This is a genomic window from Azonexus sp. (assembly GCF_047638095.1).
Taxonomy (GTDB): domain Bacteria; phylum Pseudomonadota; class Gammaproteobacteria; order Burkholderiales; family Rhodocyclaceae; genus Azonexus.
On sequence record NZ_JBLJBW010000059.1, the window covers coordinates 1 to 13,049 of the forward strand.

The following is a 13,049-nucleotide window of genomic DNA, read 5'->3' on the forward strand; positions in this document are numbered from 1 at the left end:
GCGGCAGCGGCTGGCCCAGCTTCTTCCAGCCCCTGCCCGGTGCCATCACCCTGCATCCCGACCGCTCGCACGGCATGCTGCGCACCGAAGTGCGCAGCGCCAGTTCCGGCATCCACCTCGGCCACCTATTTGACGACGGCCCGCCGCCCAGCGGCAAGCGTTACTGTATCAACGGCAAGGTGTTGAAGTTCGTGCCGGATGAGGTAGGCAGCAAGAAAAAATCAGAATAAAGCCGTCGGCAGGCAGAACGAGTGCCACGCTGCTCGCCAATGACAAGGCAAGATTTTTGGCGCGGTTTTGCGGGCGTGGATTGCCGTCAGAGATTGCAGAAAATCAGGCTGAAAGCGACGTCATGGTCGCAGCCACGGGCTTTGATTTCGTTCACCGGTGGGCGAGTAAAGCGCACATTGAGAAAATATTTATTGGCGCTGACTTCCGGAATGGCGGCTTCGCTGCGCGCGAGTTCGATGCGCACCATTTGGGCTGAACTGCCGCCCAGGTTGAGTTGAAACTGACCGAGCTTGGCCACATGGCTTTGTGCATGGCCGCTGGAACGCAAAAGGCGCAGCACGATGGCCGCAGCATCGCGCAGGGCGAACAGGGGCTTACTCCAGGCTTCCAGATCGGCGCGGCGGTTTTCGCTATCGCGGTGCAGCCACCAGTGGTAAGAAGGCAGATCGAATTCGCAGACGCCGCCAGGAATGGCGATGCGGCTTTTGATGCTCATCAGCCAGTCGTTCTCGCGCAGATGCTGGCCGATTTTGCCGCTCGTGGCGAGCAGTGCCGTCGAGGATTGTTCGATTTCATAAAGCGCACCGGAGAGCGCTTCTTCGGAGATTTCCGGGTTGTTGCGAAAAGCGAGCAAGGTCTGACGCTGACGTTCCAGTTCTTGCAGCAGATCGAGTTTAAGATCCGCGCGCCCGGCAGTTTCGAGAATTTCAAAAAGGCTGGCGAGCGCACTGTGATGCTCGAGCCGTCCGTCGGCCTGGATGAAATACGCCGCTTTCTCGAACAAATCTTCGAGACGCAGGAGCGTGCGGATACGCTCATTGAACGGGTATTCGTAGGAAATCACGCAAAAATTCTATTCAGGAGTCAGGCAAGGCGTCAGAAAAAAACGGCGGATAAAGGCAAAACAAGGGCAAAACAAAGGCAAGGCAAAGGATCGTAGGACAGGACGTGGCCCGCCGAAGCGGACGATCCGATGTGTGTCGATTTGAAAAATTCACTTTATTCTGAACGAATTGAAAGCAAATCTCAATGGTTTGCTTGAGCTTATTTTGTGCCTGCTTTTTGTTGCGCCGCCGCCAGATAGCGCTGATGCAAAGGGAGAATCTGGGCTGCGAGATGGGCAAGGTCGCGGCTGTTGTCGATGAGATCGTCGGCAATTGCCAGGCGTTCGGCGCGGCTGGCTTGGTTGGCCAGGATGCGCTCCACCTCTTCGCGGCTGAGCCGGTTGCGCGCCATGACCCGTTCGATCTGCAATTCGCGCGGACAGTCGATCACCAGAATGCGCGCGCAGAGTGCTTGCCAGTCGGGCGATTCGGCCAGCAAAGGCACATCGAATAGCACATAGGCTGCCTTGCTCGTTTGGCAACGTTGTAAGGCGATGGCGCGGATGCTCGGGTGAAGAATGGCTTCCAGGCGCTGGCGCAGGCTGGGATCGGAAAAAACGCGCTGGCGCAGGGCGACGCGGTCGAGCGTGCCGTCGGCGTTGAGGATGTGCGGGCCGAAGGCGGCACGGATTTCCGGCAGCGCCGCACCGCCGGGAGCAGTGAGTTCGCGGGCAATGGCGTCGGTGTCGATGAGATCAACCCCCAGGCGCACAAAATGCCCGGCAACCGTGCTTTTACCGCTCCCGATGCCGCCGGTCAGACCAACGGAATAAGGCATTGGCGCGCGCCCGTTCACGGGCAATTTTGCGCCGGTGTTGCGGGCAGCGTACTGGCGAGCAGGCTGCGCAGCGCCTGCTCGTGTTCGCCCGGGGCGCGCAAGCGCAGCGTGGGCGCGGCGGTTTTATCCGGGCGCGGAGCAAGGCTGGCCGAGCGCATCCCCTGTTCGCGCAGGCGGTTGAGATGGTCGTTGGCGCTTTTTTCGTTGCTGAAAATACCCAGGGAAATCGCGTGACGATGTGCGCCGTCTTGCACGATGAAGTAATCCGTAACGCCCAGAGTTTTCAATTCCGCCGCTTTTTTATCGGCCCGCGCACGATCGGCCAGGGCGGGGATGTATACCCACCAGCTATGGGCGGGTGCGGGAATTTCCTGCCACTCGAGGGCGGTGCTGAGCGCGGGAAGTTTTTCTTCCAGGGCGCGGTGCAAGGTCTTGCCCTCCTCCGCAGAAAGTGCCGGCCATTGCAGGCAGAGCGGCGTCTGCGCGGCAGCTTCCGGCAGGGTGCCGGCGGCATCTGGCGCATCCGCAGAGGCGGCAGGGGGCGGCAAGGGGGCGGCAGCCTCCACGTTCGGTGCCTCACCCCGGCTGAGAATGCGCACATGTTGCGGATTGATTTCCTGTGCGTCCGCCAAGGGCGCCTGGGTTTTTTCCCCAAACATCCCTTGGCTGAAGGCGTAAAACAGTAAATTGCCCAAAACGAGCAGGAAAATCAGGCTGCGCATGGCGTATCTTGGTTAATCCAGATGCTTTAAAGGAAGATGTTGCAAAGATTGCGCAATGGCCTCGGCCGGGTATTCGTAATCTTCCAGCTGGCCGCTGAAATACTTGTCGTAAGAATTCATGTCGAAATGGCCGTGGCCGGTGAGGCAAAAAAGGATCACCTTTTCTTCGCCGGTGGCTTTGCAGCGCAAGGCTTCGTCGATGGCGGCGCGAATGCCGTGACAGGATTCCGGTGCGGGAATGATGCCTTCGGCACGGGCAAACTGCACACCCGCTTCGAAAGTGCCAACTTGCGGCACGGCCAGGGCTTCCAGCTGTTTTTCGTGGAAGAGCTGCGATAACAACGGCGATGCGCCATGGTAGCGCAGGCCGCCGGCGTGGATGCCCGGCGGCATGAAGTCGTGGCCCAAGGTGTACATCTTCATGATGGGCGTATACCCAGAGGAATCGCCGTAATCGTAAGCATAGGTGCCTTTGGTCAGGGTTGGGCAAGAGGTGGGCTCAACCGCGACGAGACGCATTTTTTCTGCCCGCTTGTCGCCGGCGGCGCGATCCGCGAGGAAGGGAAAGGCCAGGCCGCCAAAGCTTGAACCCCCGCCGCAAGGGCCAAACACCACATCGGGATAGAGACCGATTTTCTCGAACTGTTTTTTCGCTTCCAGGCCGATGATGGACTGGTGCAAGATGACGTGGTTGAGCACCGAGCCCAAGGTGTAACAGGTGTGCGGGTCGGCCGCCGCTTCTTCGACGGCTTCCGAAATCGCCAGGCCGAGCGAGCCTTGACAGTTGGGGTCGGCGGCCAGCGCGGCGCGTCCGGCCTGGGTGAAATTGGTCGGGCTGGCAAAAACTTCCGCGCCCCAGGTCTGCATCATCGAGCGGCGGAAAGGTTTTTGCTGGTAGCTGACGTTCACCATGAAAACGCGTACCGGCAGACCGAACATTTGGCCGGCATAGGCAATGGAAGAGCCCCACTGGCCCGCCCCGGTTTCGGTGGTCAGTTTTTTGGTGCCGGCCAGTTTGTTGTAATAGGCCTGCGGTACGGCGGAATTGGGTTTGTGCGAACCGGCGGGCGACACGCCTTCATATTTGAAGAAAATTTTTGCCGGGGTGCCCAGCATTTGCTCCAGGCGTAGCGCCCGACACAGGGGAGCAGGCCGCCATTGGGCGTAGATTTGGCGCACTTCGTCCGGAATGGCCACCCAGCGCGCATTGCTCATTTCCTGTTCGAGAATCGGCCCCGGGAAAATTGCCCCCATGGCTTCCGGCGGCACTGGTTGGCCGTCCGCGCCCAGAGGGGGGAGCGGCGGATTTTTCATATCGGCGACGACGTTGTACCAATGGGTGGGGATTTCGTCCTGTTCAAGATTGATGCGCAGCGGTGTCATAGCTCTCTCTCCGGGCGGCAAACGCCGCAAACCCGCTAAATTACCTGAAAAAACGAGCCGAACCAAGCCTGCGGCGGCAGGCCGGGCGCAGTGTATGCCGTGGTGTGTGCCGCAGTGTGCATATATCGATCTGCAATAAAAATTTTCCGCCGACAGCGCCCCGGGGTTTGTTTACGATTTTCCAGAGTTTGCGGGCGAAGGACTTTTCTCGGCGCACTGGATCAATGGGGGTGCAGGGCGAAATTCAGGCGCAGGGTGCGAATCAAAGGCTCACTGCGGGCGCGCTCCTGAAAAGCCTGTTCGATGTCGCCAATGCCCCTTGGGCAAGCGGGTAACTGGCGGGCGCTAAAGTAAAGATCAAGCTCGATATAGCCATCGAGATAGTGTAAAAGCATGCGTTCCGGGCGCGGCAATTCGGCAAAGAGTTGATCGAGGCGGGGCAAGAGAAGTTCGCGCGGCGGTAGCTGGCTGGCAGCCTGGTCGGCCGCCTCGCCCACTTCCGGGTCGACGTGCACCAGCACGTCGAGCACATCGTCTTGCGCTGCGAGCACGCTGGCACGGGCGGTTTCGGCGATCTGGTGGCCTTCGGAAACGCTGATGCGGGGATCGACCTGGATGTGCACATCGACGAGCACCTGATGCGCCATGCGCCGGGTGCGCAGTTCGTGTACGCCGCGCACCCCGGGGCTGGCAAGAAGCACGCTGCGCAGGCTGTCTACCCGCGCTTCGTCCAGGCCGGTGTCGATCAATTCACGCAGAGCCTCCAGCGCGAGCTCGCCTCCCATTTTCAAAATCATGAAACCCATCAGCACGGCGGCCAGCGCATCGAGAAAAACCCAGCCGAGCAGCGCGCCGCCGATGCCGACCACCACCACCAGTGCCGATGCCGCATCGGCCCGCGAGTGCAGGGCGTTGGCGGTGAGCAGCGGTGAACGCAGGGCGCGGGCGTGGTGGATCAGATAGCGGTACAGCCCCTCTTTGGCGAAGACCGTCAGCACGGCAATCGAGAACGCCAGCGCGCCGACGGGTACGGCGCTGACGCCGCTGGCCAGTTGCCGCCCGGATTCCCAGATGATGCCGCCGCCAATGGCGATCAAGGAAACACCCAAAATGAGCGTGGCCGCGGTTTCGATGCGCGCGTGGCCGTAGGGGTGCTGGCCGTCGGCCGGTTGCGCGCCTTGGCGGCTGGCCCAGAGCACGAGAAAATCCGAAAACAAATCCGACAAAGAATGCAGGCCGTGCGCGATCAATGATTGCGAATGGGCCAGCCAGCCGACCAGCATCTGCAACAGGGTCAGTAGCAAATTGATCCAGACACTCACCCAGGTCACGCGCTGAGCGGCCTGGGTGCGGGCGGCGTCAGACGCGCTGCGGGCAGGGGCGGACGGGGTGGGGTGAACGGCAGGCATGCAGACTGTCCTATACTGTCGGCCTCGATTTTAGCAGTGACTATCATGGGCCGACTGAGGGAAATACTCGAAATTGCACAAACCCGGGCGCGCGATCTGGAACGTCCGTATGCCGGCGAACTGACGCCGCGTGAATGCGCCGAATTATGGGCTGCCGCACCGGGCGCGCGGCTGGTCGATGTGCGCACGCGTGCCGAATGGGACTGGGTGGGGCGTATTCCCGGCGCAGTGGAAATCGAGTGGAATCAGTATCCGGGCGGTGTGCGCAACCCGCATTTTGCGGTCGACATGCATCGTCAGGTTGATCCGGAGGCGCTCGTGATGTTCATCTGCCGCAGCGGCGTGCGCTCGATCGCTGCCGCCGCAATGGCCTGCGAATTGGGCTATACCAACTGCTACAACGTGCTCGAAGGCTTTGAAGGCGACCGCGACGCGAACGGCCAGCGCAACAAGGTGGGCGGCTGGCGTCACGCCGGTCTACCCTGGCATCAGGGCTGAAACTTTTATCAATTTTTTCTGAAACACCGTACACATCATGCACAGCGCACCGATCAGCTTTCAGTCTTTCAACAGCATGTCCGACACCGACTGCCAGGAACGCATCCGCGCCGCGCGCGCCAAACTGGGCGCGCGTGCGGTCATTCTCTGTCACCACTATCAACGCGCCGATGTTTATCAACATGCTGACTTAACCGGCGATTCCCTCAAGCTTGCCAAGCTGGCGGCGCAGACCGATGCTGAATATGTCGTGTTTTGCGGCGTGCATTTCATGGCCGAAGTCGCCGATTTGATGACCTCGGCGCAGCAAACTGCGATTCTTCCCGATCTGGCGGCGGGCTGCTCGATGGCCGACATGGCCAATCTCGCCAAGGTCGAGCGCTGTTGGCGCGAACTGGGCGAAGTGCTGGATGTGGAAAAGGAATTTACGCCGGTCACCTACATCAATTCGGCCGCCGATCTCAAAGCCTTTTGCGGCGAGCATGGCGGCATCGTGTGCACCTCTTCCAACGCCGGCACCATTGCGCAATGGGCCTTCGCCCAGCGCCCGAAAATCCTTTTTTTCCCGGATCAGCACCTGGGGCGCTGGACCGGCCACAAGCTCGGTATTGATCTGGAAGACATGGTGGTCTGGGACCCGGACCTGGAAATGGGCGGCCTGACGCCGGAGCAAATCCGCAAGGCGCGCATCCTGTTGTGGAAAGGCCATTGCTCCGTGCACCAGATGTTCCAGAAATCGCAGATCGATGCCTTCCGCGCCCAATACCCGGACGGCAAGGTGATTGCCCACCCGGAATGCAATTTTGCCGTGTGCGCTGCGGCCGATTACGTCGGCTCGACCGAGTACATCGTCAAAACCATCAAGGAGGCAGCGCAAGGCACCCGCTGGCTGGTGGGCACCGAGCTCAACCTGGTCGACCGTCTGGCCAAGGAAGTGCTGCCGCAAAACAAAATCGTGCAATTCATGGCTACCACCATCTGCATGTGCTCCACCATGCAGCGCATCGACCCGCAGCATTTGGCGTGGACGCTGGAAAACCTTGCAGAAGGCAAGGTCGTCAATCCCATCCGCGTCCCCGCACACGAAGCTCCGCACGCTCGTCTGGCGCTGGATCGCATGCTGGAAATTTCCTGATTCGGGTGCCATGAGCCCGCCGCTGCTGCACATCGCCACTTACAACATCCACAAGGGCTTCTCCCAGTTTAATCGGCGCTTGGTGGTGCATGAGTTGCGCGAGCAGTTACTGCAGCTCAATCCGGATATCCTGTTTTTACAAGAAGTGCAGGGGCTGCATTTAAAACATGCGGCGCGGCGCAAAGACTGGCCGGGGCTGCCGCAGCATGAGTTTTTGGCGGCGGCGATCTGGCAGTCGGCCTATGGCGACAATATGCGCTACAGCCATGGGCATCACGGCAACGCCATTTTGTCGCGCTTTCCCATCGTGCATGCCCATAACCAGGATGTCACACACCTGCAGTTTGAAAAACGCGGGCTTTTGCATTGCCGCATTGCCCTGCCCGGGGGCGCGCTGGCACATTGTGTTTGTGTGCATTTGTCTTTGTTCGGCGCGTCTCGCCGGCATCAGCTCGATGCTTTGGCGCGTTATCTCGATGCCTTGGAAGAACCAGGTGCGCCGCTCATCATTGCCGGTGATTTCAACGACTGGCGCGACCATGCCGGCAAATACCTCGCGCGCCGCCTGGGGATGCGCGAGGTGTTCACCTCCCACGATTCACACCCGGAAGTACGCCCGATACGCAGTTTTCCTGCCGTGCGCCCGTTTTTTCGCCTGGATCGCATTTATGTGCGCGGTTTTGCCGTGCACGACACGCTGATTCACCAGGGCGGGCCGTGGGCAAAAATCTCCGACCATGCCGCTTTGTCGGCCTTCTTGACGCGCAGCGCGTCGGCTTGAACGGCCATGAAAGCCCAGTTCCACCCCGGAAACAAACTGCGTCTGCTGGATTCCGGGCACGAATACTTTCCTGCGCTATTGGCAGCGATCGAGGCAGCGCAGCGGGAAATTTATCTGGAAAGCTATATTTTTGCCGCCGACCGCATCGGCGAGGCGGTGTGCGCGGCGCTGTGCGCTGCCGCGCAGCGTGGCGTGACGGTGAATGTGACGGTCGATGGTTTTGGTGCGCGCAATTTTGCCGCTGACTTTCAGGAACGACTGGCGGCGGCCGGCGTGCGGGCGCTGGTATTTCGCCCAGAACTGGGGCGTTTTCGCCTGAAACGTCACCGTTTGCGGCGGCTGCACCGCAAGCTGGCGGTGATCGACGGGCATCTGGCGTTTGTCGGTGGCATCAACATCGTCGATGACGATAACGCGCCGCCCGCCATGCGTCCGCGCTACGACTACGCCGTACAAATTCAAGGGCCGGTGCTGGTGGATATTCACCGGGCAGCGCGCCGACTATGGGAAATCGTCACCTGGGTGAGTCTGCGCCAGCGCTTTCGTTTTGCCGCCCTGCGCTACCCCTGTTGCGATGTGGCGGGGACGCAAGAAGCGGCCTTTCTGGTGCGCGACAATCTGCTCAATCGCAACAGCATTCTCAATGCCTACATTGCGGCGATTCATGGCGCGCGCGAGGATATTCTCATCGCCAATGCATATTTTCTGCCCGGCCTGCGCTTTGGTCGCGCGCTGTACGCCGCCGCCCAGCGCGGGGTCAAGGTGACGGTGCTGCTGCAGGGTAAAACCGATCATCCCTTGCTGCGCTACGCTACCCAGGCGCTCTACGGCGCGGCCTTAAAGGCGGGAATTCATATTTTCGAATACGAAAAAAGCTTCATGCACGCCAAGGTGGCGGTAATCGATATGGATTGGGCGACGGTGGGTTCTTCCAACATCGATCCCTTCAGTCTCTTGCTCGCCAAAGAGGCCAATATCGTGGTGCGCGATGCCGCCTTTGCTGGTGCTTTGCGGGCACATCTGATGGCCGCCATCGCCGCCGGGGCGCGCGCCATGTGTGCGCAGGATATGGCACGCCAAGTCTGGCCGAAGCGCTTTTTACGCTGGCTGAGTTACGGTCTGGTGCGGCTTTTGGTGGGTATTGCCGGTTATGGCGAGCGCCATTGGCAGGCCGAGGACCAGATCAATCAGGATGCGCCGCCGCGTTGATTGCCGGGCGACGCGGGATTTTTTCTGGCGACCAGTGGCTAAGCGCCCATGACCAGAGTTCGCTGAGCGAAGCCTTGCGTAATTGCGCCAGGGGTTGCTGCCCGAGAAAATCCAGCGCCTGCCACAATAATTGCGGCGCACGGCCCATGTCGAGAGCCGGAGCGCAGGTTTGTTTGGACCATTTTTCACCGACAGGATTGGTCGCCACCGGCAGATGGGCGTAAGTCGGCGTGGAATAACCCAGGCAGCGCTGCAGCCAGATCTGGCGGGGCGTTGAAGCCAGCAGATCGGCACCGCGGACGATGTCGCTGATGCCCTGGGCCGCATCATCGACGACCACCGCCAACTGATAGGCAAACAGGCCGTCGGCGCGGCGCAGGATGAAATCGCCGACCTCGGTCGCCAGATGCTGCCTGAGCTCCCCCTGGATGCGGTCAATGAAGCCCAGCGGCTGCGCGCTCACCCGCAGGCGCTGGGCCACTCCGTGATCCGTCAGCCCGGCCTCGCGGCAGCGGCCCGGATACACCCAACCGCCATCGACGGCGCGTAACTTCGCCGTGGCGGCGATCTGGCTACGTGAGCAGTTGCAGCCATACAGCATTCCCGCCTGGCGCAAGCGCTCAAGCGCCGCCTGATAGACCGCGAGGCGCTCACTTTGCACCCACACCGGGCCATCCCAGGTAAAACCGAAAGCCTCCAGCGTGCGCAGGATGTCACTGGCGGCACCTTTGACCTTGCGCGCAGTGTCGATGTCCTCCATCCGCAGCAGCCACTCTCCACCGCGACTGCGTGCTTCCAGGAAACTCGCCGTGGCGGCGATCAACGAACCAAAATGCAGCGCCCCCGTCGGCGAAGGAGCGAAGCGGCCACGGTAAAGGCGGGGATTGGATGCGGGCATGCAGGGGGCGGTCACTGTCTGTGAGTGAGCGATTTTATCGGCTTACCGCCGGCGATTTACGGAAAAAAGACGCTCCATCCGGCAAGAGGGCGCGTGTTTTTGTCTGCCGCCAGTCGTCCCGATCGAATCAGCACGCTTCCGGTCCGGCCCACCAGCCGCTCAGCAGCGATTCCGGGCGGTGCGGGGCGCAGACCCGCGCGCTGCTTTCCCAGGTTTCCTTCTGCACATCGAGGCCGGCGAAAACGCCGTAGCCCTTGCCGGCCCGAATGGCTTCGCCGGCGCTCAGGCTTTCTCCGGCGCGAATGCTTTGTTCGGCGCAAATGACGGCACCGGCCTTGATGCCCCAACCGGCCACCAGGTGCATACCGGCCTGAATCGATTCTCCGGCAGTAATGCCTTGGCGCGCCTGCAGACTGCGTGCCACCCGGATGCTGCCGCCCACCTGCAAGCCCTTGCCACAGCGCACATCTTCCTCACTTTCCAGATCGTGGCCGATGCTACTGTTGCCGCCGATGTAGACCCGCTCCTGGCAGCGCAGCCCCCAGCCGATGCGCAGATCGCCGTCACAACGAAGTTCTTCCGCGCATTCCAGGCCCCAGCCGGTGTGCAGATCGCCTCGCACAGTTAACTTCCCAAGGCTGTGGAGGCTACCTTCCACCCGCAGATCGCCACCGACGACGATCTCTCCCTCACCGCGCAGGCCGCCGCTGACCTGCAGCGAACCGCCCACATGTAGCAGGCCGGAGACATCCAAATTGCCACGCACTTCGAGGTTGCCAGCAAAAACCACGGCTTCGGTTGTGAGGAAGTCGATGCAGCGCACTTCTTCGCTCGGGCCGAATTTCTCAAGCAGCCAACAGGCATCGCCGGCGCGGCCGTGGGCGACCATTTCGTCGAGCAGCTCCTGATAATTGCCGCCCTCGCCAAATTGCCGGACGAACCAGCGAAAACCATCGGTGCAGGGTTTTTTCCCCCGTACAAAACTGCGCGTCAATAACATGTCTATCCCCTTGGTGCCGGATGTGCAGCGTTCAGGCTGCACTTTGGGTGCCGCAAGCCAAGGGAATTGACGGGTTTTTGCCCCTCCTCCGGCGTGCGCCCTGTGCGGAATGCCGAGTGGGCATCCCAGGCAATGTGCCGTGCGGGGGAGAGGTTCAGCCTCTAGAATCGCCCCGCACGGCCTGAAAAAGTGCGGCGGGGGACCCTGTGGATTTGAGGCTGCGCGCCGTCGGCAAACCACGCGCCGGTGCCGGACGGCAGCGGCCAGACACCCGGCGCGCAGGCACCAAGCGAGAGGCGGGGCAGTGGTCGACGGTTTGCAGCATGGGGCAGAAAACAAGGAAATGAGCCCGGATTGTACGCCAAAATCCTTTTTTATTTATCTAAGTACTTAATAAACAAGCGCTTTATGCTCTTGTTCGATTCGGCAAAACAATTCGTAACAGGCATTCTGAACAATTAAAGTCAAAAATACGCCTTGTTTACGTTGTAATGACCTTGTTTTTAACACTATTAGTGTTATATTGAGTGTCAAATAAATGAGTTGATGCCATGGAATCACTACCGACATTGAACTTTGAAGAACTCTGCTCGACGGTCGACATGCCCCCTCGCAAGGTGCGCTACTACATCCAAATGGGACTGGTTGACCGCCCAGACGGTTTGAACAAGGGCGCGAAATACACCGCAAGACATATCGAGCAATTGTTGAGCGTCAAGAAGTGGCAAGCCGCCGGCTTATCACTTGAGCGAATCCGGGAGTTATTACATGGCGACGCAAGTGAGCTACCGCCAAAGAAGCAGGTGCCAGGAAGTATTGAAGTCTGGAGCCGCTTCTTGGTTGCCCCTGGTGTCGAACTGAATGTTGAAGCTGGAACAGCTGGGTTATCACCTGAAGAAATGCGCAATTTCTTTCGGGCGGTAATGGCGGCCTACCAAGAGATTAAGAGCACCAACAAAGGAAACTGCGATGACTGAATACGGAATGATGAATAACGAATCGGGCGAAATGTTGGTTCTAAGCGGTGTGGATGTATCGACTCGTATCACGGGCTTGTTGGCTTCCACAGCGCTTGTTCAGAAATACAAGAACGACACTGACACCAATCTTGAACTGAGCTACACCTTCCCTGTTCCAGTCTCGGGCACCCTGCTCTCTTTCGCAGTAGCAATCGGGGAGCGTAAATTCGAAGGTCAAGTCATCCCTCGGGCACAAGCTGAGACGAGGTACGAGGAAACCATCGGCGAAGGCAACTCGGCCTTTCGTCTTCAGGAAGTACGCGCAGGCATGTACAACGCGACATTAGGCAATGTCATGCCTGGGGAAGAAGTCGCAATCACCCTCTCCTATGCTGAACCATTGTCGTGGAACGGGAAGAGCATCCGGTACAGACTTCCGACGACTATTGCCCCTCGCTATGGCGAACCCTCTGGCATGCAACCATGGCAACGACCTGAAACCAGCTTAGCGGCCGAATACCCTCTTGCTGTCACGGTTTCAATCGCTGGTGAACTCTCCCAAAGTGCCGTTTCATGCTCAAGTCACAAGGTAAGCATGAAACTTCAGTCTGATGTACTAACGATTCAACTGACAAAAGGCGCTTCGATGGACAGGGATTTCATCCTTGAGATTGAGAACGACCAAGTTCGTTCGCTTGGAACCATCGCAACCGCTCTGGATACGAATGTAGCCATGCTGACGCTGCTGCCACCAGAGGTAGAGGCTCGAGGCAACCAGAGAGATGTCGTCTTGGTCATCGACTGCTCGGGTTCAATGCAGGGTGACAGTATTAAGCTGGCGAAAGAAGGTGTAATGCTGGCGCTTGGCAGCCTGGATGCCAATGAGCGCTTTGATTTGATTGCCTTTGGAACTCGCTTTCTCCAGTTCGACAAAGTGTGTTGACAGCGGACCTTCGCAATCACCCCGACCGATTCGACATGAGCAGGTGGCCCAGTTTGCCGTGAGCAGCTAGCCCGAATGTCATGAGCAGCATTCATGATCCGGCACTGCGCACACTCAACAAAGAAATGATGCTCACGAGCGCTTCCGCACGTGAGCATCCCGCCAAGAGAATTACTCCCCTGCCATCTTCTCCTGCGCCCGAATTTTCCGCATCGACTC

At 59.7% G+C, this 13,049-nt stretch carries 14 protein-coding genes; 7 read left to right on the top strand and 7 right to left on the bottom strand.

Going from position 1 to position 13,049, the window contains the following annotated elements; translation table 11 throughout:
- Positions 1-230, top strand: a 230-nt coding sequence (locus tag ACM62Q_RS11955) for a peptide-methionine (R)-S-oxide reductase (RefSeq protein ID WP_415036866.1), incomplete at its 5' end; no start/stop codon positions are given.
- A gap of 86 nt (positions 231-316) precedes the next feature.
- Here the strand turns inward: ACM62Q_RS11955 and zapD are convergent.
- The 5 genes from zapD to ACM62Q_RS11980 form a co-directional block, all read right to left on the bottom strand.
- Positions 317-1,075: a cell division protein ZapD gene (gene zapD / locus ACM62Q_RS11960; RefSeq protein WP_415036868.1), complete on the bottom strand. Its 759-nt coding sequence runs from the start codon at positions 1,073-1,075 to the stop codon at positions 317-319.
- Positions 1,076-1,275: 200 nt separating this feature from the next.
- Positions 1,276-1,893 (bottom strand): dephospho-CoA kinase, encoded by a 618-nt coding sequence (coaE, locus tag ACM62Q_RS11965; protein WP_415036870.1) that lies wholly within the window; start codon positions 1,891-1,893, stop codon positions 1,276-1,278.
- 14 nt (positions 1,894-1,907) lie between these two features.
- Positions 1,908-2,615: an SPOR domain-containing protein gene (locus ACM62Q_RS11970; protein ID WP_415036872.1), complete on the bottom strand. Its 708-nt coding sequence runs from the start codon at positions 2,613-2,615 to the stop codon at positions 1,908-1,910.
- Between the two features lie 12 nt (positions 2,616-2,627).
- Positions 2,628-3,998, bottom strand: a complete 1,371-nt coding sequence (locus ACM62Q_RS11975; protein WP_415036874.1) for a TrpB-like pyridoxal phosphate-dependent enzyme — start codon at positions 3,996-3,998, stop codon at positions 2,628-2,630.
- A 221-nt stretch (positions 3,999-4,219) separates the two neighbouring features.
- The gene (locus ACM62Q_RS11980; RefSeq protein ID WP_415036876.1) at positions 4,220-5,407 is read right to left on the bottom strand and encodes a cation diffusion facilitator family transporter; all 1,188 of its coding nucleotides are present in this window, start codon (positions 5,405-5,407) and stop codon (positions 4,220-4,222) included.
- Between the two features lie 45 nt (positions 5,408-5,452).
- On the opposite strand from ACM62Q_RS11980, the gene ACM62Q_RS11985 reads away from it, so the two are divergent.
- The 4 genes from ACM62Q_RS11985 to clsB are packed head-to-tail and all read left to right on the top strand — an operon-like array spanning position 5,453 to position 9,030.
- A complete protein-coding gene (locus ACM62Q_RS11985) occupies positions 5,453-5,905 on the top strand; it encodes a rhodanese-like domain-containing protein (RefSeq protein ID WP_415036878.1) in 453 nt (150 codons plus the stop codon).
- A 37-nt stretch (positions 5,906-5,942) separates the two neighbouring features.
- Positions 5,943-7,040 (top strand): quinolinate synthase NadA, encoded by a 1,098-nt coding sequence (nadA, locus tag ACM62Q_RS11990; RefSeq protein ID WP_415036880.1) that lies wholly within the window; start codon positions 5,943-5,945, stop codon positions 7,038-7,040.
- Positions 7,041-7,050: 10 nt separating this feature from the next.
- Positions 7,051-7,821, top strand: a complete 771-nt coding sequence (locus tag ACM62Q_RS11995; RefSeq protein ID WP_415036882.1) for an endonuclease/exonuclease/phosphatase family protein — start codon at positions 7,051-7,053, stop codon at positions 7,819-7,821.
- A 6-nt stretch (positions 7,822-7,827) separates the two neighbouring features.
- Positions 7,828-9,030, top strand: a complete 1,203-nt coding sequence (gene clsB / locus ACM62Q_RS12000) for a cardiolipin synthase ClsB (protein ID WP_415036884.1) — start codon at positions 7,828-7,830, stop codon at positions 9,028-9,030.
- Here clsB and gluQRS read toward each other — a convergent pair.
- Both gluQRS and ACM62Q_RS12010 read right to left on the bottom strand, forming a co-directional pair.
- The gene (gluQRS, locus tag ACM62Q_RS12005; RefSeq protein ID WP_415036886.1) at positions 9,005-9,928 is read right to left on the bottom strand and encodes a tRNA glutamyl-Q(34) synthetase GluQRS; all 924 of its coding nucleotides are present in this window, start codon (positions 9,926-9,928) and stop codon (positions 9,005-9,007) included. The two genes, clsB and gluQRS, sit on opposite strands and share 26 nt — an antisense overlap.
- A gap of 127 nt (positions 9,929-10,055) precedes the next feature.
- Positions 10,056-10,928 (bottom strand): hypothetical protein, encoded by an 873-nt coding sequence (locus ACM62Q_RS12010; protein WP_415036888.1) that lies wholly within the window; start codon positions 10,926-10,928, stop codon positions 10,056-10,058.
- A 551-nt stretch (positions 10,929-11,479) separates the two neighbouring features.
- Here ACM62Q_RS12010 and ACM62Q_RS12015 point away from each other — a divergent pair.
- Both ACM62Q_RS12015 and ACM62Q_RS12020 read left to right on the top strand, forming a co-directional pair.
- Positions 11,480-11,905, top strand: coding sequence for a MerR family transcriptional regulator (locus ACM62Q_RS12015; RefSeq protein ID WP_415036890.1), 426 nt, complete (start codon positions 11,480-11,482; stop codon positions 11,903-11,905).
- Complete coding sequence (locus ACM62Q_RS12020) at positions 11,898-12,830, top strand: VIT and vWA domain-containing protein (RefSeq protein ID WP_415036892.1); 933 nt, start codon at positions 11,898-11,900, stop codon at positions 12,828-12,830. Before ACM62Q_RS12015 ends, ACM62Q_RS12020 begins: the two co-directional genes overlap by 8 nt.
- Positions 12,831-13,049 lie beyond the last annotated feature (219 nt).